This is a genomic window from Flavobacterium sp. CF136 (assembly GCF_000282055.1).
Lineage (GTDB): Bacteria > Bacteroidota > Bacteroidia > Flavobacteriales > Flavobacteriaceae > Flavobacterium.
Window position 1 is genome coordinate 1 of record NZ_AKJZ01000073.1, and the last position, 24,471, is coordinate 24,471.

A 24,471-nucleotide genomic window follows, 5' to 3' on the forward strand; every position below is an offset into this window, starting at 1 on the left:
GAAGGAGACCATGAATAGGTGTAACCCGGAGTTCCACCCGAAGGGCTAACCGAAGCCGAACCGTTTGTTCCGCCATTACAGGACACATTGGTTTGTGAACCTGTTGCCGTGCTGATTGCAGTTGGTTGGGTAATAGTAAAGTTTCTTGTAATTTGTGTTGATTCACTATCTGTTATTGTTACAGTATAACTTCCTGAAGTAAGACCTGTAGCCGTAGCAGAAGTTCCACCTGAAGGCGCCCAGGAATAACTATATGATGTAACGCCTCCTGATGCTGTTACCGTCGCCGTACCATTACTGCCTCCATTGCAAAATACATTGGATTGACTAGTAGTTGCTGATAAAGCAGCATTGGTAGTAAAAGTTAAATCTGACCCATAACTTGTTCCTGATGAGTTAATTGCATAAGCTCTAAAGTGAACAAGTGTTGCTGCTGGTAAGGAAGAAATGACTGCACTAAAACTTCCGGTTCCGGTTCCATTGGTAACTTTAGTATTTGCAGTGGTAGGATTTGCCGTTGTAGCCCAAACAATACCTCTTTCAGTTACGCTTGCTCCTCCATCAGCAGTGACATTTCCTCCCAAAGTGGCTTTTACAGCACCTACTCCGGTTGCAGCAGTTGTAGTAACTGTTGGCGCTACAACAGGAGGTGCTTCAAATAAGCGAAAGTTGTCAACTGCAAGTTCTTGAGCTGCACTAGCATTAGCGAAACAGTTGAAACGCAGGTCTAAAGTTGTTCCTGTTCCAGTAATATTTGCCGAATATTCAGTAAATGCATAAGTTAAGCCGGCTCCATCTCCTATCAAATCTCCATCAGTATCCAGATAAAGCTGATTACTTGAAGCTGGGGAAGCAGCAGGAACATTACTGTAAAATGCTAAAGCTTTTGTCCATGCACCTCCATCAATACGATATTCTACTATAAGAAAATCCTCTGCTGCACCAAAATTAAGACCTTGCCATCCACCAAGTTGAGATGCGGCTAAAAGGCCTTTAAAAGATAATCCGGTTTTACCCGCTATATTAATACCGCTCCATGTCACTTGTTGATTCGCAGATATGGATGCGTTAGTACAGGTAGGGCCTTTGTCAATATCTTCTGCCGCCCAAATCTTAGAACCTTGAAAAAGGGAATAACTTCCATTTTGCAGGGCAATTCCTGTTGGTAAAGTTCTTGTGAAGTAAGATGTGAATGGTGGTCCTCCACAAGAAAAATCTATAGATGCTGTCCTTGAACCAGAACTTGGGGCGCCAGCATCCTCAAAGGTGTCGCTCCAAAACTGTGTTTGTGCATTTCCTCCTATATAAAAGAGGCAAAGCAACAATGTGAAAATTAAAGTAAAATTTTTTTTCATAATCGTGTTTTAAATTAAATGTTGTATAAAATATTAGTTAAATATATTTGTCAATACAGGATGCAAAATTGCAAACTGGGCAACTGTCATAATGCCGGAATCTGTACTAAGTATTTCAACGGCAATCTGTTGGTTATCAATACAAGCTATGTTAAGCGTTTCTGTTATGGACACAATAGTTCCTCTCTGATTATTATGAGGCTGGTTTAATAATGTTGCAGAGATTATTTTAACTTGTTCTCCCAGAAGTGAAGCGTCAGCTCCTGTGTTCCAGGGATTGCAAGCATTTATAAGTGAGATTATCTCACTTGCCGTCATATGTTTCCAATTAATATAAGTATCCGATAATTCCGGTTTTTCATAATAATAAGATAGGGTCTCGTCTTGTGGCTGATTTGGAATGTTGTTGGCAAATTGCAGCATATTCGCCATATTCAAAGTAACCTGAGCCATACGGTCACTTAATTTTACGGTTAGTTTGCCATATGTATCTCCTTCTTGAATAGCAATCGGATCATTAAAAATGATATTGCCTTCATCAAATTTTGAATTCATAAAATGAGCACAAATAGCGGTTTCCGTTTCCTGATTTTTTAATACTTCGAAAATTGGCATTACTCCACGATATTGCGGTAATGGACCTGGGTGAAAATTGATGAATTTATTGGATCCGTATGATAAAACACTTTCAGGAAGCAGAAATGGAAATGAGATACAAAAGATATAATCGGGCTGTACATTATCAATCCAGGCTCTCATTTCTGTAATGCTTTTTTTATCAGGAAAAGATTTAAAACCGAAGTTATTGTCTTCAGATTCTCTTTCTAAAGCATCTATTATTGTGATAGCACCTTTGCCAATTCCAACTGCGCATATGAATTTTTCATACGCAAGTAATTGAAGCGCTTTAAAGGCGAATTTACCTCCACACAATACCATTATTTTTTTTTGTGTTTCCATAATTAAATACAGGCATAACTGTTATACCATGCTGATGTGGAATTATTCAGATCTTCAGTGGTTAGTTTTTCAAAATGTTCAAATACGTCATTAGCTATACTTTCTATCTGAACTTCACATTTGCCTTCGTTGGTAGAAATTATAGTTGCGTTGTATAAAGGAGCAATTGATGTATTTGTTTTCGAGTCAAAATAAATCTTACCTCTGGGGCCTTCGAATGTAAATGATTGTAAACCAGTAGCTATTTGTGGGATATTATTTTTAGACTCGTCAATTAATTCTAATGTTTTTATGACAATTTTGGCACTTTCCCAACTTAACAATGAAAACAGATTTGGTATTCTGCCTGCGTTTGTTATTGTTTCAATAAATGTTTTATTTTCTTCAGACTCTATCTTCTTCGACCATGCTGCAATTCCTTTTATATTTTTACTTGAATATTCAGCATCAGATAACATCATTTCTTCAAATCCAAACGGAGGCAAATAAACAGGAAGGTTCTGTCCTTCAAATGAATTTTTAATACTTTCAAAATACCATTGCACAAAATCGCCACTAAAAATGCTTAATAAAGCACTATTTGGAAATTTTTCCAGATGTTCTTTTATAGGCGTAATAGTAAAATCTTCTGTTTTATATCCGGTGGCATGATTAAAAGCAATCATTCCTCCATTTTCTTCAAAACCTTTTGTAACACTATAGGTATGCAAATAACCGCCATCATAATAACCTGTTACCATTCCGGCATGGGTGTAACCATCTTTCGTTGCTTGTTTTGCTGCAAGTGAAGCACCTAATGAATTATGAAGTGAATGATAGAAAATATTAGGGCAGCTGGGCCATTCCTGAGGCAAATTAACTCCGGCATCTAAAACAATCAGCATTTTATTAGCTGCAAGAAAAAGAGGTCTGAGTAATTGTGCCATGCGATGTCCTATATAAGCAATTACTACTGAAGCATCTTCCTCCAGCAAAAGTTTTTCGGCACCACGGTAACATTGTTGTTTGTCAGCTCCAAAACCTATGTTTTCTGTAACTATTTTAATATCACTTCTTCCCAGATGTTTTAGTCCAGAGCGAAGCCCTTCATATAAATCAAAGCCAATAGTTTGATAATATGTTGATCTTGCTAATAAAATTCCTATTGTATACATATGTTTTTTGAATAATAAAAAAGGAAACTTTCAATACGAAAGCTTCCTTTTAATAATTTATTAGTTTCTACTTGGAAATATTCCTTCCGTTGCAATAGAATAATTAATGGTCAGATAAGGATTCATTATATCGATAGGAAAACCTGTGCCAGTTGGATCCGTAGAGCCACTAATTACTGTACCGCCCATAAAAACGTTAGGTGTTGCTCCGCTGCCTGAATAAGTTGCAGCTGTAGTAGCAGCAGGGTAGTTACCATCAGGTGAAATTTCATCTGCATTAGATGTTGAAGCTTTTTGTTTTACAATGACGTTATTAAGGGTATGTACGTGTTGCGGTAAGTTTGATAGTAATATAGTAGTAGTAGGTGTACCACTCATTTCTCCCATAGTATAGTTTGGTAGCCCCGGACCTTGTCCTTGTCCTATTGGTACACGACCTTGTAAATCAGGCAATGCAAATGTGGTTTGTCCATTTCCTCCGTAAGTAGTCCCTAAAAGGGAGAATAAAGCTGTGTTTTGAGCAATACTCATGATTTGTCCTTGGCATGTTGCATATCCTCTGGGAGCAAAATAAAACCCTAATATTTTTATTTCTCCAATAAATGGTTCTGTAGACATAATTTATTGTTTTTAAAAGTTTATTTAATTTCTACTTGGAAAAATTCCTTGAGTAGCTATAGAATAATTGATGACTAAGTAAGGATTCAAAATTGATATAGGAAGGCCTCCTCCGGCTATATCTGTTGTGCCCGTAACGGTAGTTCCACCAGTAAAAACATTAGGAGTTGCTCCGCTGCCTGAATATGTTGCAGCTGTAGTAGCAGCAGGAAAATTACCATCAGGGGAAATTTCATCTGCATTTGCTGAAGAAGCTTTTATTTTAACAATAGCAGCGTTTAAAGTATGGACATGCGAAGGCATATTTGATGTCAATATACTGACATTAGTTGTGCCTGAGAGCTGGCCCATTACATACGAAGGCAGTCCAACTCCTTGTCCTTGTCCTATAGGCATACGTCCCTGTAAATTAGGAAGGGCAAAAGTCTGCACTCCATTTCCCCCGTAAGTAGTTCCTAATAAGGAAAAAAGTGCTGTATTCTGTGCAATCGACAATAGTTGCCCACTACAGGCCATATAGCCTCTGGGCGGAAAATTAAATCCGAAAATTTTAATTTCTCCGATAAATGGTTCTGTTGACATAAATGTTTTTTAGGTTAATAGATTACCATCAAAAATAAAGTATAATAAAAATCTGTCTATGCGTATTTATACCTGTTTTTGCAATGTGTTTTAATAAGTGTTTAATATTCAAATAAATATGTAGAATTATTTGTAAGTTTTTTTTATTCAATAAATGTTAAAATTTTAAAATAATTCATTAGTTTAGCTAAACAATTACAGGAGCTTTTAACCAAAAAACAAATTAAATTATGAATGAAGAAACCTTTCCGGGTCCTATCCAAATTTCATTAGCAAAGGCTAAAGAATGGGAAAAAAAGTATCATGATGATACTACACTTGCAGAGAGCAAGAAAAAAGCAATCGCTTTTTTAATACCAAGAGAAAGTTTAGAAAAAGTTTTGGAACTCGATACTGAAGCTGTACGCGCTTATATTGGTATTAATGATCAAGATGAAAAGACTTTGCTTTTTGTTGGGGCAAAACTGGATAAAAAAACAGGTAAGTACATAGACGTTTATGGACAATCATCAGCTCTGCAAAAAACTGCAGCTGCAACTGCAGACACAGAAGATGCAGAGGAAGTTGTTTATGATGGTACCCGTCCTAGTCCTCCGTATTGATATTCAATTAGTCCAATGTAAATGATGATTGATAATTTTTTGATATACTTAGGTTATGCATTTTTATTTTTTAACCTAATTCTTTACAATATTAGCTTTTTCCGAAAGGGAAAAGCTAATGTTTTTTTTGTTTGTTACTTAATATTTTCCTTTGTAATGCAATTTTCAATGGAAATGCTTTACCGATTAAAAATCACTAATTTATTGTTAGTAAACGTGTTTTTTATTGGGCAATTTATTCTTTTAGGGTTATTTTTCAAATCGCTTTTTATTGTTAAAAATCAAAAAAGATATCTATTATGGAGTTTATTATCAGGATTGCTTTTAATCATTATTGAAAGCATTTATAATTATAATTTATTTTTTGAGTTTAACTTATTTGAAATTATCCTTACTTCTCTATTATTAGTTTCTTATGCAGTTATGCATTTGTATAATCAACTTACTACTGAAAAAGTATATTATTATATAACTATTGGTGTTATAATTTATATGTTATCCAGTACAGTTTTGTTTTTAGTAGGCAATTTGACTAACGATTTGAGTGATGAGTTTAAATATCTTTCCTGGCAATTAAATGCATTTTTGTTTATAGTGTTACAATTATTTTATCTTTATGAGTGGAAAGTAAGTTTTTATAAAAAATCTGTTCTTCATGTTTAAGAAATTTTATAAGATTTAATAGTACTCAGCCTATTCTTTTTTCAATTACTCAATAAATAGTTGATTTAAGCTAAAAATCTCTATCAAAATTTAATATTTGATAGAGATTTTTGTTATAAATTATTTTGAAGATATATCTCTGATAAAATTAAATACAATATCTTTGATTTTAAGATTGACATTCAATAATAAATGAAATACCACAAGTTTATATGAAAGTAAATTCAATTCCCGAAAAAGAACTGGTGGCGATTATTTTGTATTTGTCACTTTTTTTTATGATTATGGCAGTTGGGTTAATTTTATTCTTTTACTTCTCAAGAAAAAAAATTATTCAAAAAGAATTAGAAAAAAGAGATTTAATACTGGCACATCAAAAAGAGCAATTATGTGCAGTTCTTATCACTCAGGAAGAGGAACGCAAACGAATAGCTCAGGATTTGCACGATGATATTAGTTCAAAACTAAATGTAATCTCATTAAATAGCTACTTACTTACTTCTGCTGACTTAACAATGGCAGACACCAAAGAAATTACTGCTAATATTATTAATCTTACTGCAAAAGCATTAGAAAATTCAAGAAAAATAGCCCACAATTTATTACCTCCCGTACTTGAAAAATTTGGACTTCATGCTGGAGTTGAGGAATTATGTGAAGAATTTGAAAGTAGTAAATCTGTAAAAGTTGTTTATCAGAATAAAATTGAATTTGACGAAAAAGATAAGGATAAACATTTACACGTTTTTAGAATTTTGCAAGAGTTGATGAATAATTCTTTGCGACATGGAAAAGCAACTGAAATTTCTGTTGTTTTTGATAATGTCAATGGAGTTAAAACTTGCTTTTTTAAGGATAATGGGATAGGTTTTGACAGTAAAAATGCTGAAAATCAGAAAGGCCTTGGGATGAAAAATATTGATAGTCGAATATCTTTTTTGAATGGTACGATTAATATGAACTCAGAAACCGGCAATGGATTTGATGTTATTTTTACTTTTTAACAGTTTTGTTTGTTTTATGATTAATTAAGCTATAAATAATATTGTTTTTATTATTATTTACGATATTAATTTTGTAATTTCAAAATTCTTTAAACAAAAGAAAATGAATGATCTTGCTATCAAAATAGTTTTAGTTGATGACGAAGTCTTATTTCGTAAAGGAATTTCTTTTTTGCTTCAAAAAGAAAAAAATATTGAAGTCCTTTTTGAAGCATCAAATGGCGAAGAACTTATTTCACATTTGAACAGTAATGAAACTAAACCGGATATTGTTATCATGGATCTGAAAATGCCTATTTTAAACGGTGTTGAGGCCACTAAAATTATTCGAAAATTCTTTCCTGAAATTAAGATCATTGCCTTGACCAGTTATGATACAAAAGCATTTGTAATAAATATGATTCAGGTTGGTGCAGTTGCCTATTTAATAAAAAATACTACTCCAAAAGATTTAATCAATACAATTAATGAAGTTGCCTGTAAAGGATTTTATTATAATGAAAATATTTTAAAAACTATAAAGGATACTATAATAACAACTAAAAATTCTAAAATTAATTTAGAAACAAGCTTTTTATCACCACGCGAAATTGAAATTCTCCAGCTTATTTGTAACCAAAAAACAACAGCTGAAATTGCCGAAAAACTTTTTTTGAGTCCCAGAACCGTTGAAGGACACAGGAATAACTTATTACTCAAAACCGAATCAAGAAATATCGCTGGCTTAGTAGTATATGCTATTCAAAATGAAATTGCGGTTTTAACTTCGTGATTTTAACTCGTTAAAAACTGAATCGATAAAATATAGTATGAAATAACAGTAATTGCTAATATGCAAAGACCTATTTTTTGAAATATATTTAATTGTTTTGGCTGGCCATTAGTTTGATTAACTTTCATGCGTTTAATTTTCAAGTGTATATAATTGTGTTTATTTTGATTATCAAATTTAATGAGAATTTTTTTCTACTTTGTAAGTATTTATACCTGTTTTTGTTTTACGTTTTTAAAATAATTGTTAAAACGGATTTTGTCTTTCAGTGAATCTTTTTACTGTAAATAAAATGAATCAGTTTGATATGGTTTTTTACCGCTTCCTTTATATCTTTACTGTAAAAAGTTTATAAAATGAAGCGATGTTTAATATATATAGTATTGTTCTTAATTTCATTATCGGCAAAGGCTTCTTTTATTCTCCTTCCGATGGACGAAAATACACAGCAAAATCATCTTAAAGCTTATGGAATTACTTATTGGTGTTTAAGTAAAGATTATAAGGCAAGTTGGTTGCTGAATTATCGCGGAGGTTCTTTTTTATTGCCGTATGCAGATGAAATTAAAAAAGAATGCCAGATTCGAGGTGTTAGTTTTGAAATACTTTCTGACAGCGAAGAAGTATCAATTTTGGATGAAATTTCAAGTCCTTCACAAAATATGGAATCTGTTGTTCTTGAAAAAGCACCTAAAATCGCTGTTTATACTCCAAAAGGCAAGCAACCTTGGGATGATGCCGTTACACTTGTTTTGACATATGCCGAAATTCCTTTTACACCAATTTATGATGAAGAGGTTTTAAGCGATCAGTTATTACTTTATGATTGGCTGCATTTGCATCATGAGGATTTTACCGGACAATATGGGAAATTTTATGCAGCTTATAAAAATACACCTTGGTATATTGAACAAAAAAAGGATGCGGAGGCTTTGGCTGCAAAGTTAGGATATGCTAAAGTTTCGCAGGAAAAAGGAGCCGTCGCAAAAAAAATAAGAGATTTTGTTATTGGCGGAGGTTTTATGTTTGCTATGTGTTCTGCCACTGATAGTTTTGATATTGCTTTGGCAGCCGATGGTGTTGATATTTGTGAAGCTATGTTTGATGGTGACGCAAGTGAATCAAATTATCAATCAAAATTGGTTTATGGAAATTCATTTGCTTTTAAAGATTTTACACTTGAAAGAAGACCGGAACAATATGAGTTTTCAGATATTGATATGACTACAAAACGAAGGGTTCCTCCTGAAAAAGATTATTTCTCATTAATGGAATTTTCAGCAAAATGGGATCCGATTCCAAGTATGTTATGTCAGAATCATACCCAGTTAGTAAAAGGATTTATGGGGCAGACTACTTCTTTTGACAGTGCATTAATTAAATCTAATATTTTAATTTTGGGGACTTGTGAAGTAAATGGTGAAGCACGTTATATTCATGGTGAAAAAGGGAAAGGAATGTTTACTTTTTTTGGAGGCCATGATCCTGAGGATTTCCAGCATCAGGTAGGTGACCCGCCAACAGTTTTAGATTTGCATCCTAATTCTCCGGGTTATAGATTGATTTTGAATAATGTGTTGTTCCCTGCAGCAAAAAAGAAAAAATTAAAAACATAATTTATTTCATTGAGAATTCAATCCATATCGGAATATGATCGGAAATTTTTCGGGCTTCTTTTAAGGAATTGAATTTTTTATAAAATGGAAGTATTCCGGAATTTATATAGTTAATAGAATTTATTTTATAAAACATATTATCAAATTCAGATGCCAGGCAATTATTTGTTTGGCATTTTTGTTTTAAAGATGTTTTTTGATTTTGTAAAATAGAAGTATAGCCCATTTTTTTCAGTGGATTAAAAACTGTGTGAGATTGCGGGCAGTTAAAATCTCCTATGAAAATTAAATTTAGATTGGGATATTCTGCTGGTAGAAATTTGAAATATTTGATTTCTGTTTCGGGCTGTTTACTTTTGGTAATGGCATGAAAAGTCACTAATGTAATGCTTTTTTTGTCGATTTCGAAAGTCACGAAATAAGGCTCCCGATCAATTTCTAAATTGTATTTTTTTTCGAGCCAGGTATTTCCTTTTAGTTTTGCCTTGTTGGTTTTCCAGATAAAAGCATATCGCTCAGTTTTATATGCACTGCTGGAAGTTGGATTGCTGATTTGATAATCCCATTTTGAACCTTTTTGATTTAACATTTCTACAAGTTTTGCAACTGATTGTGCTCCGCCATAACCAGCTACAACTTCCTGTATGGTTATGATGTCATAATCTTTAATTGTATTGGCAATAAAATTTAGCTGAGTTTCAGATTTAGATTTTCCGAAGTTTTCAATATTCCAGGAAAGGATCTTGGTTTGGGAGAAAAGGAGTGTTGTAAATAGGAAAAAAAAGAGTGAACTGAGGCTAACTTTCATTTAATAGGATTAAAATTCAAATATAAAGATTATCCTGTAATTATTAGTCTTCCCAACCACAAAGGGTTAAACCATATCCTTGTGCTTCCTTTAGGCTAACTTCTGTTATTTGATGTTTACACGCACCAAAACCACGACAAGATTCATTTAAATGATATTTTTTAGCTCCTCTTATACCACAAATATAAACTTTCGTTTCTTTTATATTAAAAGATGAAAGGGTAATAAATAAAATTGTTATAATGAGCCTCATGTTTTTTACTGTTTATACTATTAATTGACTATCAAATCATATTTGTTACCATTTTTATCAATTGCTTTTAATTTTCCATGACATACCCATTCGGTATTAATTTCAGTATCAGGAACATTATCTGAATTTAATATTCCGGCACCGCATTTTCCCTGAACATTAATATTTCCAAAAACGGAATCGCCTTTGGCACTTATTCCTTTTACATCATAATTATATTCATAATCACCAGAGTTTCCAGTTCTGTATTCGTATTGAAAAGTTTTGTCTACGTGATAGGTTTTTGCTTCTTCAGGAGTAATAATTTTTCTGTCATCAGCAGTGACAACTTCTTTGTAGAAACTGTTTATTTTTTGCTGTGGAGGAATTTTTTTACAACTAATTATCGCCAATAGGGATACAATAAGTAATTTTCTAATCATATATTTTTTAAGTGTTAATTAGTGTATAAATGTATCGATTGAATATTACTTAATATATGCGTATTTATACCTGAATTTAAGCTTCATAAGCGTCCAGGGTTTCCAATAATTCTTTTTCAAACAAATAAATATCATCAACAGTTTGTATTGCCTGACGAATTTCATTCTTGTTGTCATTAAAAAGGCCAATATATTTTTTACCTCCGTTAAGATGCAATCGGCAAATAGGTTTACGGTTATTATCATCCAGTAAAACGCCAAAATAGGATTGGGTGTCGCGTGAGACAATTCTTTTTGTTGGAATTTTTCTTCTCAATATTGCAATAACAATTCTGTAACCTTCCATTTCTTCTTCACTGGTGAAAATTTTATTTTCATCAATTATAATCACTTCTTCAGCTTCTTCTTTTTGTTTTTGAGTTTCTTTATTAATTGCTGCATTTAGGCGATCATTGATTTTTTCGCTAATAAATTGATTAAACCCCTTTTGAACAAGTTCCTTAAATTCATCAACCACTTTTTCTGTTAATCTTCCGGGATATACTTTGTTGGCAAATAATTTTACAAATTCATTTGATGGGTTTTGTAATTCGTTGTCAATTTGTTTTTTGATTTCTGTTGTGTATTTAAGTAGACTTGCATTGTTAACGATCTTATTTACGTCGAAATTTGATTTGTGAAATTTGACTATTTCGCTGATTACATTATCTTTTAAATTTGTGATATCAAATTCTAAAAAAGGTTTTTCGTCCATTTTGTTTTTCTCATCCAAATCGGTAAAAAACTGATAAGTAATTCCGTTGGTTAAAAGTGCAAATCGTGTTTTGGTAACATGAAAATATCTGAATAATTGTGAATTATGAATGGTAAGCTTTTCTTTCCAGCTCTTACATTCAATAATAAGTATAGGTGAACCATCCTGAAAAATGGCGTAATCTACTTTTTCACCTTTTTTTAGGCCTAAATCAGCAGTAAATTCCGGAACAACTTCTGTTGGATTAAAGGTATCGTATCCAAGTATGTTTATAAATGGCAAAACAAAAGCATGTTTGGTAGATTCTTCTGTTTCAATTTTATCTTTTAGCAGCATTATTTTATCTGCCAAAGCTTTTAGCTGAATGTTAATTTCCATAGATGTAGATTTTTATAATTTATTTATTCAAATGTAAAACCAATAAAAATCAGGAGTTTATGGAAAACCGTAAATCAAAAAATATTTGATGTTTTTTTGAACACTTATAAAAAAAGAGGATTAATAAAATCCTCTTGTAAGTAGTTTTGGTTCAATATAGTCTAAAAAATTAGTGGTTTCCTATTATAAAATCCTTGATGATCTTTTCCATGTTAGATGGTAAATCGGCATTTTTAATCTCGAAGTGTTTTATTTTCATATCAGTAAACCATTTTGTCCAATATGCTTTTATAACTTTTTCTTCATATGGATTATTATGGCTGGGATTAATTCCCAAAACAAGGACTTCCAAATTTGATAAATCTTCACCAGCTTTGATAAAACCAAAATCCTGATCTTGTAATTTTTTCTCCCAGTCTTTAGTATTTAAGCTGTTTTTTTGGATAAGTTTTGGAGTAATATAAGTCGTTCTGTTTCCTTCTGTCATTACTGTCCCATCATAAAACATATAACCATCTGTTAGTATGACTAGTATATTCCGATCACCGTTTTCAATACATTGATCTTTTACTTTAGTATCAAAAAAGCCCCATATATCCGAACCGATAAAATTGTTGTCTTTTATTGCTGAACCATATATTTTTGATGTCTGTAAAGCATAATTTGAGTTTATTGAATTCAGTAAATCCTTTGAAGCATTATTTTTATCGATAGCAATTCTTAACTTTTTAGAAATAGAATTAATCTCCGGATCTTTAGGTTCTGGATTAAAAAATAATTGCATTTTATCATTAATCTGTCTTATTCTTTTAGATTTTAAATGCTGTGTAAAAGCCTCAGAAACAGATTTTATATAGCCTAAATCTCTCTGATAATATTCCATAGTCGGATTAGGATTTTTTTCAAGACTAATTCTGTCCGATAAATCCAGAAGTATGCTTATATTATAATTCTCGACTATAGGATTTTTAGGTAAAACTTCCTTTTCTTCTTTATCAGAATCTTGTTTGCATGAAAATGCAGAAACAAATAATAATAATGCAAATGTTTTCAGAATGTTTTTCATAGAATTAGTTTTTAGAATATACCAAATGCTGAAAGTCCGGATCAACTAAGTTTAATTTGCTCAGATGTTCTTCAGAATGAAGTTCGCAGTTTTCTAATAGTTCAGTTTTTTCTTTATGAGCTAATGCAATCTCAGTATTTATTGCCTGAAACCATCCTTCTTTATACTGATGATGATAATGCAGATATTCTTTTACAGGAAAAACAAATCCATCTATTTTTGACTGAAGCTCTGAAATTTTTCCGGTTATGGTAATTATTTGCTGTTTGAAATCATTTGTCTTATTGATATAATCTGTTTTTAACTTTTCCAAATCAATAAGGTTTTCTTTTTTTCCTCTTATAAAAGCCCTGATTTTATCAATGTTTTCGAACTCTTTCATCACAAAATCAAAAACAAGTCCCCAAATGATGTAGACCACAAATCCGGCAAATATGATCATCCAGAATTCTGCCTCGCCCAAAGCAATATTTAAATTATAAGGAGAAGAATCTGTTGTTTTATTAAATTCATATATCTTTTTTTCGATTTGATAAGCCAATAGAGCATCAAATAAAAAGGTTGTAAGAAACAAAGCAATCATTCTGAAAACGTTTTTCAGGCCTTTTCCCTTTTGAACCATATGAATTACGTAACCTAATCCCATAAATACAAACGGAATTGTAACCACCAAAACACCTTCAAGCCAACTTGCTTTAAATGAATTTGTTAATGCGTTGGCATCAAAAATGGCAGCCGTTAAACTATCATTTGCAAACTCCTTAAAAAATGCCGAATATGATGCTGAAATATAAAAGACTAATACATAAAGCGTTATTGGAAGAAGCAAAAACAAACCAATATAAAACTGTGCTTTTAAACCTTTACCATCTTCAATTCCGTACTTATCAGGATTGCGTTTTACTTCGATTATTTCATTTTTAATCTGATCGACACTATCATTAATATCTTGTTCTTTTTTTTCATAAATGCCTATTGCTGCTTCGCACTTTTTAAGTTCAGTTCTGTTTTTCTCCTGCTCTTCGCGATAAGGCTGCTTTAATTTATCTTGTTCCAACTTCTGTTTTCGGCATTGATCTTCAAAACTCATATATAAGTTTTGAAGACACGCTTTAAGAACAATCGGTTTGCCGGTTGCTTTTATAGATGCCGCAAAGCCACTCTGATAATAGGTTATTCTTATTTGTTCCCTGTCTTCTTCATTTTCATTAAAAGTACCGGAATCCTCTGTTTTTTTTAAACTAAATAATTGTGTAAGTGATTTCATAATTTAAGAGTTTAATTGACTAATAATTTCTTCTTTTTGAATGTTTTTCTGAACACAATCAATAAGATAACTTGAAAGGTCATTAATATTTTCGTCCAAAAAATTAAATTTCCTGCAATACTTTTTAAGCATATTCAATTCATCATCGGTAATTTTTCCGTCTGCCCAAATGATCCGCGTAAAATCATATAAATATTCTATTCGGGTATTTAGTTCTTCAGGAATAATCAGGTCAGTACTAATCGGATTTAGAAAAAGTTTATCAAGCTCTTCTTTAGGAACTCCACGTTCATCTGCAAAATGATATAACATTTGAAGTTCTAACACATCAAATTGATCATCGGATAATGCCATTTGATATAATCTCAAAAAATGACTTTTTAGTTCTAGTGTTATCATAGTTTAAGGTATTTTTATTTTAAAGTTTCACAGGCGGTTCCGTCACCATCAGAATCTAAATTTTTATAACAGCTTTTATTACTGTCGTAAGCAGATTGCGCGGCACTCTGAGATGAAAAGTCACCGCAGGTTTTGGTTGGACAATTTGAGCTCGAAGTATTATTTGGTACTTCTGAAGAATCTGATGATTCTGAACAGGAAATTGCTAATCGTAATAAGAGTATAGCGATAAAAATTCCCGTGTATTTTATTCGTTTTTCCATAATTATAAATGTTTTATTGTATAAATTAAAAAGGTTATTATTCCTGTAAATGCAAATAAGACCATGCATCCGCTATTTTGATATCGTACGCCTGATATTCCTGTTTTTACAGAACACCCATTTTTGTTAAATGTTCCCATCTTTGTTTTTAAACTTGGAGAAATACCGGATTTGCTAATGTTTAAACCGAGTCCGCCTCCAAGTTTAATTCTTTTTTGAAATCGAAAGGCCATATTTTTTTAGGTTTAGTTAATTAAAGTTTTCTAATTATTCAGAAACTTCTTTTGACGCTTCCTTTTTTCCATGTCAATCGAAGCCAGGAATATTACTTTCTTTTTTTATAGTGATTATTGGTACTTGAATTTTTATACTTTCCTCCTTTATGAGAACTACCTTTCCCACTTTTGTAATGACCACTTTGAGCTTCAATGTTACCTCCTAGAACCAAGAAGAATAGACTAAACAAAACGACTAATTTTTTCATAATTTTAATTTTAATTGATTTAATAATTCAAACTTAAACCTATTTGAAACCAGTATTTTACGGAAAACCATAATCCCTGAAATTTAAATTGTAAGCATAAAAAAAGCCCCCGAAGGAGCTTGGAAAATTTATAATAAAACTATAATGAAATTTAGATGATGCCCATATCCTTCGTTATAGAAACCAAATGAGTAGTGTTATTAGCCTTAAAAAAGTCTTTAAGTTTAGAAATTCTTTTTTCGATTGTACTTTTACTGTTGGGTTTTATACCTAATTCTTTAAAAGTTTTCGTAATATCATCTTGTGGAGTTCCTAATGATAAATGTTTTAGGATTTGAATATCTAAATCGTCTATTTCGTAATTATTTTTTTCCTGCAAAGCAGAAGTAACTTCCTGCGAAATAAATTTTTGATCTGAAGCCGAAATAATATGAATCGCTTTCTTTATTTCTTCGATACTGTTTAAACCTTTTAGTACAAAGCCGTCAATTCCGGCATTGTCAAAAAGGGATTTAATTCGGTAACTTTTATCTTCGACAGAATAGGCAATGATTTTAATATCAGGCTGTAATTCCCGTACCTTTTGAATTAGCTCGTCTCCGTTGGCAATTTTCACTTCACGATGATCAGTTTTAAATGAAAGATCGCTGATTAATAAATCGTAAGGTTCATTGTCCTGAATGGCCCTTCGTATTTTTAGAAACGCTTCGTCACAATATTTTGAATGTTGAAAATCGATAATATTTAAATCTTTCAGGACTTGTTCAATTCCTAAATTGATGGCATCAAGGTCTTCGGCTATTAATACTTTTTTAAACATATAAAATTATTTAGGCATGGATATTTTTACTTTAAAACCTCTATCAGGTTCAGTTTCAAAAGTAATGGTTCCTTTTGTAGCCAAAATACGGTTTTCCATATTTTGCAACCCATTTTTTATAATTTCATTTTGATCACACCCTTTTCCGTTATCTGTATAGTCTATAAATATTTTTTTTTGGCTGTTATCAAATTTTATGACCACTACTGAAGCTTCACTGTGTTTTTTCATATTTACCATTAATTCTTGTAAAATACGGTAAATAGTAATCTTCTTTATTTTATCAAGATCATCCCAATTGATTTTTTCAATACTGTTAATAATGACATTTCTGGTATCACTGTTATAAGTCGAAAGTGTTTCTTTTAAATTAGCCGAATAATTTGTTCCGGTATCAATATCATTATTCTCTCTCGAAATTCCGCGTACGCGTGAATAAATATGATCCAGTTTCTGAATTAAGGTTTCTTTTTTATTTTCACTTTCTAACGGTTGTGTTTGAGTATAAGTGATGATGTTAAAAACATCGTTTGCCAGTTCATCATGAATATCTTTTGCAATTCTGGTTTCGGTGTCGTAGGCTATTTTTATTTTTTCGATTCTATTTCGGTTATCAGAATGTTTTTTAAAATAGGCAATCAAGAATAAAAGAACAATGAAAGCGGCAACAAATATGATTTTTTGGTTTTCGGCATCTTTAAGTGCTACTAAATTTTCAGCTTTTTCTAAACGAAGTTTTTGGTTTTCGTCCTTTTCTTTTTTGGAATCGTATTTAATCTTGGCAAACTTATTTTTAAAGTTGTTTCTGATTTTGATAATGCTGTCATTTAAGACAATATACTTTTGAGCATATTTAGTATCAGAATCATTAGAAATTAAAAAACTTAGTGCTTTCAGGCGTTCGTCAATACTATTAAATTTAGTCGCGACCTGATAAGCATTTTGCGCATATTGATTTGATTTTTTGCGATTAGTTTCAGAAAAATACTCAGATAAATGAAGATAACTTTCAATACTTCCGTATGAATCATCGGCTTGTTTTCTGAGTTTCAGACCATCATTCATTAATTGAAGCCCTTTACTCTTTATTCCTTTTTTAAAATAAGCGAAACCCAGATTATCAATACGTCTGGCTTTGTTTTTTATAAATAAAGGGTCGTCTAATATTTTATTATCTAAAATTGATTCTAAAAGAGTTATCGCCTTGTCATATTTCTTTTGTTTGATGTAAACGACAGCAATATTGTTTAGAGGAGCTTGTTTTATGACTGAGCCCGAAACATTTCTTATTGCTTCCTTGTAATAATAAACGGCATCATCATATATCGAAAGTTCTTTATCTGCAATTCCAAAGTAATTATTAATAGCTGCACTATAATTATAATCATTTTTCACAAAGGGCAAAGCCTCTGTTAAGGTTTCCTTACTTCCGTAATAATCTCCGTTTATTTGCTGAATAGAGGCCATCTGAATTAGGCTATAAGCAATATTGGAGCTGTCTTTTAAAGATTCAAATAATATTTTTGATTTATTAAAATAATAAAAAGCACTATTGAAGTTTTTATTTTGAAGATTGTTCAGTGCTTTTCCCTGTAAAAATTTAGCTTCTTTTTTAATGAAATTCGGTTTAATCGATATTGTTGTTTTCTCTTTGCAGCAAAGAAAAACGATGAAAATAAGTAAACTAAAAAACGGGGAACGTAGCATAAGAGTTACTTTCCCCGAAAATAGTAATTAATTGTAGACAATCTACCTTAATTCATTATTTTTTTGGAGGATTAACAGGAATAGGTTCATCTCCAGGACCTTCGTCTTCACCACTTGCTTGTATAGTGTCTTTAAGATTGTTATATTTTTTAATCTCCGTTTTCTTGTCAGTTGTTTCATATTCGTCTGCAGTGCAAGAAAATATAGTTGTACTTAATAGTGCAAATGTTCCCAATAAGAATAATTTTTTCATGATCTTATGAATTAAAAATTGATATAGGCATTGCTGTCCGGATTCTGTCCAGATCTTGATAAAACAATACCTATAGAGGTTGGGAAGTGAAGTGCGTAGAACAGTAAGAAGTTATTTATACTTCCCGGATAAACTCCGTCTTACGGTTTTCCGCACTTTTAATTGAACTAGTTTTGTACATTTGTTTTAACCTGCAGATTAAACCGGTAACTAATTCTGAGACAAAGAAATGGCAGTTATGTTTGGATGTTTTAATGTAATTCCGATATTTCCGGTATTTCTGATGTAATTCCGATGTGATTCCGATGTGATTCCGAAAAATCCAATAATTCCGATATGCTTATGAAGAACTTTACTATTAAAGATTATAAACTGGTAATTAAAAATAGATTTGAAATTATACAAGAAGAAGGTTTAATTCTTGATTTAATAGATCCATCTCCGGCTAAATTGAGGAATTTATGTGTAGATATTTTTGCTAAGGGGTTGACCAAAAATGATGAAAATATATTTGTTTCATTTTTTGAAGCTAAAGAAAATTCAAAATTGAAAATGGCGATAGAAAATTGTAATGTAGATAGATTTAAATCTATCATATCAATTTTGAGAGGTACAAATAGTACTGACGATAGAAAGAGAATTGAAATAGCTGCAATTTTAGTTGATCAAAAACCAAGACCATTTTCAAAATTTATGAAAGGAGAAACAGAGATGCCACTTTTTGAAAATGAAGAGGATCATGAAAATGATGAAATACTAAATCGAGAGAAGATAAATTGTACAGAGACTGAGAAAAGCAATAGTAATCAAGATGAGAGGAGTGAAGAAATAAAAGATAAGGTCGATAAAGAGAATAAAATACCAAAAGGCTTTATTGGTACTGCTCCAAAGATTACTAATAAAAAGCACATTGTTTTATTAGTGGGTATATTTGCCCTGATTGGAGGATTTATAATGTGGAATTTTAAAAATGAAGGAGATTGTATGGTTTGGAAAAAGGATCATTATGAAGCGGTATCCTGTGATATCGTTTCAAATAAAATGTCTTTAATGACTCCAATAGTAACCAAAAAGGAAGAGAATATAATTTCTAATTTTAAAAAAATTAAAGTTTGTGATACTACAAGTTTCTTTAAATTAGGAAAGCCCTGTGTCTGGTATGGTAAATCGGCTGATGGGAATTATGATTGTTTTACTGCTCCGGGATTGCATCCTGAAACAGGAATAACATTAAAACCAATTACGCAGTATATGATTTCAAAACATATTTTAAAAAAGAAAAAATGAATTCAAATACTTGTAATAATATTAAACTTCAGATGTAGTTTAATGTTACATCTGAAGCCTCTAATTTAATTATGAAACCCTTAAGCCCGTAGTTATTGCAAATCTGTTCCATGAGTTAATGGTAATAATAGCAAGGATAATTTCTGCTAAATACTTTTCATCAAACAGGCGAGCTGCATTTTGATATACTTCTTCAGAAACATGATTACTGATCAAAGTTACTTCTTCAGTCAAAGCCAAAATTGCTTTTTCTTCTTCGGTATAAACATCAGCCTCACGCCATACGCTGGTAAGGTAAATGCGTTGTTCGGTTTCACCATTTTTTCTGGCGTCAGCGGTATGCATATTAATACAGAAAGCACAACCATTTATTTGAGAAGCACGAATTTTAATTAACTCTTTATGGGTTGGAGTCAATGACGTTTTAGAAATATAACTTTCTAAATTCATAAGGGCTTGGTAAGCTTCGGGAGCAACTGTCGGGATAACGATTCTTGGTTTCATTTTATTTGTTTTAATAATATTGAAACAAAGGTCAAAGAATTATACTTTAAAAATCTTGAACTACTTCAAGAAATAGAGTTACACCTTTGCTTCGCCTGTTCACTTTCGTTCGAGTCCCGCTCTTATTTTACTTATAAACTCAGCCGAAAAATCAAGGTAGGAGGCAAGCATGTATTGAGGAACTCGCTGAACGAAATCTGGATTAAGATTACTAAAATGGTGATATCTTTCTTCTGCTGACATCGTAAATAAAATTTTGATACGCATTTGTGCTGCACCAAATGTTTTTTGTGACACGATTTTGAAATAGCGTTCTAGTTTTGGAATCTGAATTAATAATGACTCAAGAACTGGTTGTTCAATTGCAATGACTTCAGAGTTTTCCACGGCCTGAATGTAAAAGTTTGATGGAGTATGATTGTGATAACTTAAATAATCAGTAATCCACCAACTCTCAATTCCAAATTGAAGTGTTTGTTCTGTTCCTTTATCATTTATAATATATTGCCTGAAACAGCCCTTGGTAATAAAATACATCGTGGTACAAACCTGGCCTTCTTGTAAAACATGTTGTTTCTTTTTGATTTTGGTAATATCCAAACTGGATTCTAAAATATCAATCTCAGAAGGCTCTAAGGTTATGAATTTTTGAATATGTTCTAAAAGTACTGAATACATTTGGTTTTACAGATTGGTTTAGTACAAATGTACTTATAAATCAATTTCTATAGATTGAAATTAATTATTGAAAAGCAAAAACCCAGTCGTTTGACTGGGTTTTCTATGATAAGTAAGTAATCTAAATTGAGTTGATAAAACGTTTATTTTACTTTATTAAGTATTGCTTTGAAAGCTTCAGGATGGTTCATAGCCAAATCTGCAAGAACTTTACGGTTCAATTCGATTCCGTTAGCTTTAACTTTCCCCATGAATTGAGAATAAGACATTCCTTCCAATCTGGCTCCAGCGTTGATACGTTGAATCCATAATGCACGGAAATTTCTTTTGTTTTGTTTTCTATCGCGGTAAGCGTAGCACATCGCTTTCTCTACTGCATTCTTAGCAACTGTCCAAACGTTTTTACGTCTGCCAAAGAAACCTTTGGCTTGCTTCATTATTTTTTTTCTTCTTGCTCTTTTAGCAACTGAATTTACCGATCTTGGCATAATTTTAATGTGTTTTTGTAGCAGGCGTCCTGAATTAAATCAAAGGAACTTAAAAGCCATACTCCAAGGTTATATAAATAATTTTTTAACCTAAAGAATTCTCTAGTCAAATGTTTTAAAGTCCAATGTTAAAAGTCAGCTGGTGGCTTTAAACTTTATGACTTTTCACTTTCGACTTATATTAGATAATTCTTAATTGTTGTTTAATGCTTTTCATATCTGTAGAGTGAACTAGCGCTGAGTGAGTCAAAGCTAATTTACGTTTTTTAGATTTTTTAGTCAAGATGTGACTTTTAAAAGCATGCTTTCTTTTAATCTTTCCAGAACCAGTAACTTTGAAACGTTTCTTGGCGCTAGATTTTGTTTTCATTTTAGGCATTTTTCCTAGTGTTTTAATTTATTCTTACTTACTTATATTTTTGTTTCAAGTTTACAGTTTCAGAGTCAATTACTGAACACTGAAACTGTAAACTGAGACTATTTCTTCTTCTTCGGAGCAATGAACATAATCATTCTCTTTCCTTCCAAAACAGGCATCGCTTCCACTTTACCATGCTCTTCTAAATCTGTTGCCAAACGTAGTAATAAAATCTGTCCCTGATCTTTATAGATGATAGAACGTCCTTTAAAGAAAACGAATGCTTTTAATTTCGCACCTTCTTTAAGGAACTTTTCAGCATTTTTTCTTTTAAATTCATAATCATGCTCATCTGTCTGAGGACCGAATCTAATTTCTTTTACTACAACTTGCGTAGACTTAGCTTTTAAAACCTTGTCACGTTTCTTTTGTTCGTAAACAAATTTCTTGTAATCCATGATTTTACAAACCGGCGGCTCAGCATTTGGCGAAATTTCAACCAAATCTAATTCGAATTGATCTGCTAAACGTAAAGCTTCAGCAAGCTTAAATACACCAGGTTCGATGTTTTCACCTACTAATCTCACTTCTTGTACACCACGAATAAGGTTGTTTATTCTATGTGCATCTTTTTTTTCTACTCGAGGTTGATAACCTCTGTTGCTTCTTATTGCTATGACTTTATAATTTAAGTTAAACTGTAAAAACTTTTAATGTCTTTTTTATTTCTTCGTTAACAATTCTGACAAATTCTTCTATTGTAACTGTAATATTCCCTTTTCCTTCTTGACCGTGACGACGAATAGAAATAGTTCCGTTTTTCTCTTCTTCCTCACCAACAATCAGCATGAATGGTATTTTCTGCATTTCAGCATCTCTAATTTTCTTACCAATTGTCTCGTTTCTGTTGTCAATTAGGGCGCGAATTTCGTGATTTTCTAGCAAATCTAAAACTTTTTTAGCATATATTTCGTATTTCTCGCTCAAAGACAAGATTATAGCCTGTTCCGGCATTAACCAAAGTGGGAAATTTCCTGCGGTATGTTCCAGTAAAATTGCAATGAAACGCTCCATAGATCCAAAAGGAGCTCTGTGAATCATAACAGGGCGATGTAATTCATTATCAGCACCTTTATAGGTCAATTCAAAACGTTCAGGAAGGTTATAATCTACCTGAATTGTCCCTAATTGCCATTGTCTTCCTAAAGCATCTTTAACCATAAAGTCAAGCTTCGGACCGTAAAAAGCAGCTTCGCCATATTCTACAACAGTATTTAGTCCTTTGTCAGCAGCAGCATTGATAATTGCATTTTCAGCCTTCTCCCAATTTTCATCAGAACCAATATATTTTTCTCTGTTTTCCTGATCTCTTAACGAAATTTGGGCAGTAAAGTTTTCAAAACCTAATGAACCAAATACATATAATACTAAGTCAATTACTTTTTTAAATTCTTCATCTAATTGTTCCGGAGTACAGAAAATATGGGCATCATCCTGGGTAAAACCACGAACACGAGTTAAACCATGTAATTCTCCAGATTGCTCATATCTATATACAGTACCAAATTCAGCATAACGCTTTGGTAAATCTTTATACGACCAAGGGCGTACATTGTAAATCTCACAGTGATGAGGGCAGTTCATTGGTTTCAATAAAAACTCTTCGCCTTCAGCAGGAGTATTTATAGGTTGAAAACTATCAGCACCATATTTAGCATAGTGACCAGAAGTTACATACAATTCTTTCTGACCAATATGTGGTGTAACGACTTGTTCGTATCCGGCTTTCTTTTGGGCTTTCTTTAAAAATTGCTCCAAACGATCTCTAAGAGCAGCACCTTTTGGTAACCATAAAGGTAAACCTTGTCCAACTTTCTGAGAGAAAGCAAACAATTCAAGTTCCTTACCTAATTTACGGTGGTCACGACGTTTGGCTTCCTCAAGAAGTTCAAGATACTCAGTTAAATCTTTTTGTTTAGGGAAAGATGTTCCATAAACACGGGTTAGCTGTTTGTTCTTTTCGTCACCTCTCCAATAAGCACCGGCAACACTCATGATTTTAAAGGCTTTGATAATTCCGGTATTCGGAATATGTCCACCGCGACATAAATCAGTAAAAGTCGAATGATCACAAAAAGTAATAGTTCCGTCTTCAAGATTCGAAATCAATTCAGTTTTGTAAACGTTGTCTTTATACATCTCTAATGCATCAGCTTTACTAACCGGACGCATTTTAAATTCATGCTTTTCTCTTGAAATCTCAAGAACACGATCTTCGATTTTTTTAAAGTCAGCTTCTACGATTTTCTGATCTTCAAAATCAACATCGTAATAGAATCCGTTAGCAATTGCAGGTCCTAGAGTTAATTTAATTCCAGGATACAATTCTTCTAAGGCTTGTGCCATTACGTGCGAAGTCGAATGCCAGAAAGCTTTTTTGCCTTCCGCATCATTCCAGGTATATAAAATAAGACTACCGTCGGTCGTCAATGGAGTTTCGGTTTCTATTGTTGTACCATTAAAAGATGCAGAAATCACGTTTCTTGCAAATCCTTCACTAATGCTTTTAGCAACCTCCATCGGAGTTACGCCTGAAGCAAACTCCCTAATTGACCCATCGGGTAAAGTAATCTTAATCATTATTTATAATTTTGTGAGTGCAAATATAACGCATTACAAAAATACATACAATACATATATACATGTTTATACTATATAATATGTAGAAGGGAAATTATTTTTTAATATTGGTTCTTTTTATACATATATATAAGTAGAGATTTTTTCTATATAGGTAGGGGGTGTTTAGATATTTTGGTATAAGGATTCTTCAGAGTGAAATTATTATTTTAATAAGGAGCTGTTTCCCGCTGTCCCTTCCAATCTTTTGTGGAGAACCCCACCACAAAAGGATTTTCCCTCCCATCGGGGCTATGGCGGTAGTTTTCAAGAGAAG

The 24,471-nt window shown here is 32.2% G+C and carries 29 protein-coding genes and 1 pseudogene; 6 read left to right on the top strand and 24 right to left on the bottom strand.

The window, feature by feature from the left end:
• The 5 genes and pseudogenes from PMI10_RS18275 to PMI10_RS18295 form a co-directional block, all read right to left on the bottom strand.
• Positions 1 to 1,355: pseudogene (locus PMI10_RS18275) on the bottom strand (SprB repeat-containing protein); the annotation flags it as partial.
• Between the two features lie 33 nt (positions 1,356 to 1,388).
• On the bottom strand, positions 1,389 to 2,315 hold the full coding sequence (locus PMI10_RS18280) for a methionyl-tRNA formyltransferase (RefSeq protein ID WP_157489893.1): 927 nt from the start codon (positions 2,313 to 2,315) through the stop codon (positions 1,389 to 1,391).
• Between the two features lie 2 nt (positions 2,316 to 2,317).
• Positions 2,318 to 3,469 carry an ABC transporter substrate-binding protein gene (locus PMI10_RS18285; RefSeq protein WP_007810691.1) on the bottom strand — a complete coding sequence of 384 codons (1,152 nt, stop codon included), beginning with the start codon at positions 3,467 to 3,469 and terminating at the stop codon, positions 2,318 to 2,320.
• A gap of 60 nt (positions 3,470 to 3,529) precedes the next feature.
• Complete coding sequence (locus tag PMI10_RS18290) at positions 3,530 to 4,087, bottom strand: phage tail protein (protein WP_007810692.1); 558 nt, start codon at positions 4,085 to 4,087, stop codon at positions 3,530 to 3,532.
• A gap of 24 nt (positions 4,088 to 4,111) precedes the next feature.
• Positions 4,112 to 4,669, bottom strand: a complete 558-nt coding sequence (locus tag PMI10_RS18295; RefSeq protein WP_007810693.1) for a phage tail protein — start codon at positions 4,667 to 4,669, stop codon at positions 4,112 to 4,114.
• A gap of 230 nt (positions 4,670 to 4,899) precedes the next feature.
• Between PMI10_RS18295 and PMI10_RS18300 the strand changes: the two genes are divergently transcribed.
• The 5 genes from PMI10_RS18300 (at position 4,900) to PMI10_RS18320 (ending at position 9,326) form a co-directional block, all read left to right on the top strand.
• Positions 4,900 to 5,271: a hypothetical protein gene (locus tag PMI10_RS18300; RefSeq protein WP_007810694.1), complete on the top strand. Its 372-nt coding sequence runs from the start codon at positions 4,900 to 4,902 to the stop codon at positions 5,269 to 5,271.
• A 168-nt stretch (positions 5,272 to 5,439) separates the two neighbouring features.
• Positions 5,440 to 5,934 carry a hypothetical protein gene (locus PMI10_RS18305; RefSeq protein ID WP_007810695.1) on the top strand — a complete coding sequence of 165 codons (495 nt, stop codon included), beginning with the start codon at positions 5,440 to 5,442 and terminating at the stop codon, positions 5,932 to 5,934.
• Positions 5,935 to 6,146: 212 nt separating this feature from the next.
• Positions 6,147 to 6,938: a sensor histidine kinase gene (locus PMI10_RS18310; RefSeq protein WP_007810696.1), complete on the top strand. Its 792-nt coding sequence runs from the start codon at positions 6,147 to 6,149 to the stop codon at positions 6,936 to 6,938.
• 103 nt (positions 6,939 to 7,041) lie between these two features.
• Entirely contained in the window at positions 7,042 to 7,710 is a 669-nt protein-coding gene (locus tag PMI10_RS18315) for a response regulator transcription factor (protein WP_007810698.1), read from the top strand.
• 356 nt (positions 7,711 to 8,066) lie between these two features.
• Positions 8,067 to 9,326 carry a hypothetical protein gene (locus PMI10_RS18320; RefSeq protein ID WP_007810702.1) on the top strand — a complete coding sequence of 420 codons (1,260 nt, stop codon included), beginning with the start codon at positions 8,067 to 8,069 and terminating at the stop codon, positions 9,324 to 9,326.
• A 1-nt stretch (position 9,327) separates the two neighbouring features.
• Here the strand turns inward: PMI10_RS18320 and PMI10_RS18325 are convergent, their stop codons facing one another.
• From PMI10_RS18325 to PMI10_RS18380, 13 genes are all read right to left on the bottom strand, one after another.
• Entirely contained in the window at positions 9,328 to 10,134 is an 807-nt protein-coding gene (locus PMI10_RS18325; RefSeq protein ID WP_007810703.1) for an endonuclease/exonuclease/phosphatase family protein, read from the bottom strand.
• Positions 10,135 to 10,177: 43 nt separating this feature from the next.
• Positions 10,178 to 10,387, bottom strand: a complete 210-nt coding sequence (locus PMI10_RS18330; RefSeq protein ID WP_007810704.1) for a hypothetical protein — start codon at positions 10,385 to 10,387, stop codon at positions 10,178 to 10,180.
• 20 nt (positions 10,388 to 10,407) lie between these two features.
• The gene (locus PMI10_RS18335) at positions 10,408 to 10,809 is read right to left on the bottom strand and encodes a hypothetical protein (RefSeq protein WP_007810705.1); all 402 of its coding nucleotides are present in this window, start codon (positions 10,807 to 10,809) and stop codon (positions 10,408 to 10,410) included.
• Between the two features lie 76 nt (positions 10,810 to 10,885).
• The gene (locus tag PMI10_RS18340) at positions 10,886 to 11,941 is read right to left on the bottom strand and encodes a type I restriction endonuclease (protein ID WP_007810706.1); all 1,056 of its coding nucleotides are present in this window, start codon (positions 11,939 to 11,941) and stop codon (positions 10,886 to 10,888) included.
• Between the two features lie 169 nt (positions 11,942 to 12,110).
• Positions 12,111 to 13,007 (bottom strand): hypothetical protein, encoded by an 897-nt coding sequence (locus PMI10_RS18345; RefSeq protein ID WP_007810707.1) that lies wholly within the window; start codon positions 13,005 to 13,007, stop codon positions 12,111 to 12,113.
• 4 nt (positions 13,008 to 13,011) lie between these two features.
• Complete coding sequence (locus PMI10_RS18350; RefSeq protein WP_007810708.1) at positions 13,012 to 14,274, bottom strand: ABC transporter permease; 1,263 nt, start codon at positions 14,272 to 14,274, stop codon at positions 13,012 to 13,014.
• 3 nt (positions 14,275 to 14,277) lie between these two features.
• Positions 14,278 to 14,673 (bottom strand): hypothetical protein, encoded by a 396-nt coding sequence (locus tag PMI10_RS18355; RefSeq protein WP_007810710.1) that lies wholly within the window; start codon positions 14,671 to 14,673, stop codon positions 14,278 to 14,280.
• A 14-nt stretch (positions 14,674 to 14,687) separates the two neighbouring features.
• Positions 14,688 to 14,936, bottom strand: coding sequence for an excalibur calcium-binding domain-containing protein (locus PMI10_RS18360; protein ID WP_007810711.1), 249 nt, complete (start codon positions 14,934 to 14,936; stop codon positions 14,688 to 14,690).
• Positions 14,937 to 14,938: 2 nt separating this feature from the next.
• Positions 14,939 to 15,169 carry a DUF4236 domain-containing protein gene (locus tag PMI10_RS22425; protein WP_007810712.1) on the bottom strand — a complete coding sequence of 77 codons (231 nt, stop codon included), beginning with the start codon at positions 15,167 to 15,169 and terminating at the stop codon, positions 14,939 to 14,941.
• 92 nt (positions 15,170 to 15,261) lie between these two features.
• A complete protein-coding gene (locus PMI10_RS22130; RefSeq protein ID WP_007810713.1) occupies positions 15,262 to 15,420 on the bottom strand; it encodes a hypothetical protein in 159 nt (52 codons plus the stop codon).
• A 151-nt stretch (positions 15,421 to 15,571) separates the two neighbouring features.
• Positions 15,572 to 16,240 carry a response regulator gene (locus tag PMI10_RS18370; RefSeq protein ID WP_007810714.1) on the bottom strand — a complete coding sequence of 223 codons (669 nt, stop codon included), beginning with the start codon at positions 16,238 to 16,240 and terminating at the stop codon, positions 15,572 to 15,574.
• Between the two features lie 6 nt (positions 16,241 to 16,246).
• Positions 16,247 to 17,947, bottom strand: coding sequence for a tetratricopeptide repeat-containing sensor histidine kinase (locus PMI10_RS18375; RefSeq protein WP_007810715.1), 1,701 nt, complete (start codon positions 17,945 to 17,947; stop codon positions 16,247 to 16,249).
• Between the two features lie 55 nt (positions 17,948 to 18,002).
• Positions 18,003 to 18,200 (bottom strand): hypothetical protein, encoded by a 198-nt coding sequence (locus tag PMI10_RS18380; protein WP_007810716.1) that lies wholly within the window; start codon positions 18,198 to 18,200, stop codon positions 18,003 to 18,005.
• A gap of 342 nt (positions 18,201 to 18,542) precedes the next feature.
• On the opposite strand from PMI10_RS18380, the gene PMI10_RS21770 reads away from it, so the two are divergent.
• Complete coding sequence (locus PMI10_RS21770; RefSeq protein ID WP_157489897.1) at positions 18,543 to 19,487, top strand: hypothetical protein; 945 nt, start codon at positions 18,543 to 18,545, stop codon at positions 19,485 to 19,487.
• 69 nt (positions 19,488 to 19,556) lie between these two features.
• Here the strand turns inward: PMI10_RS21770 and PMI10_RS18390 are convergent, their stop codons facing one another.
• The 6 genes from PMI10_RS18390 to thrS form a co-directional block, all read right to left on the bottom strand.
• Positions 19,557 to 19,991, bottom strand: coding sequence for a carboxymuconolactone decarboxylase family protein (locus PMI10_RS18390; protein WP_007810718.1), 435 nt, complete (start codon positions 19,989 to 19,991; stop codon positions 19,557 to 19,559).
• A gap of 99 nt (positions 19,992 to 20,090) precedes the next feature.
• A complete protein-coding gene (locus tag PMI10_RS18395) occupies positions 20,091 to 20,669 on the bottom strand; it encodes a Crp/Fnr family transcriptional regulator (RefSeq protein ID WP_007810720.1) in 579 nt (192 codons plus the stop codon).
• A gap of 143 nt (positions 20,670 to 20,812) precedes the next feature.
• The gene (gene rplT, locus PMI10_RS18400) at positions 20,813 to 21,157 is read right to left on the bottom strand and encodes a 50S ribosomal protein L20 (RefSeq protein ID WP_007810721.1); all 345 of its coding nucleotides are present in this window, start codon (positions 21,155 to 21,157) and stop codon (positions 20,813 to 20,815) included.
• Between the two features lie 181 nt (positions 21,158 to 21,338).
• On the bottom strand, positions 21,339 to 21,536 hold the full coding sequence (gene rpmI, locus PMI10_RS18405) for a 50S ribosomal protein L35 (RefSeq protein ID WP_007810722.1): 198 nt from the start codon (positions 21,534 to 21,536) through the stop codon (positions 21,339 to 21,341).
• 98 nt (positions 21,537 to 21,634) lie between these two features.
• Positions 21,635 to 22,186: a translation initiation factor IF-3 gene (gene infC, locus PMI10_RS18410; RefSeq protein WP_081491471.1), complete on the bottom strand. Its 552-nt coding sequence runs from the start codon at positions 22,184 to 22,186 to the stop codon at positions 21,635 to 21,637.
• A gap of 22 nt (positions 22,187 to 22,208) precedes the next feature.
• On the bottom strand, positions 22,209 to 24,155 hold the full coding sequence (thrS, locus tag PMI10_RS18415; protein ID WP_007810724.1) for a threonine--tRNA ligase: 1,947 nt from the start codon (positions 24,153 to 24,155) through the stop codon (positions 22,209 to 22,211).
• Positions 24,156 to 24,471: the final 316 nt, after the last annotated feature.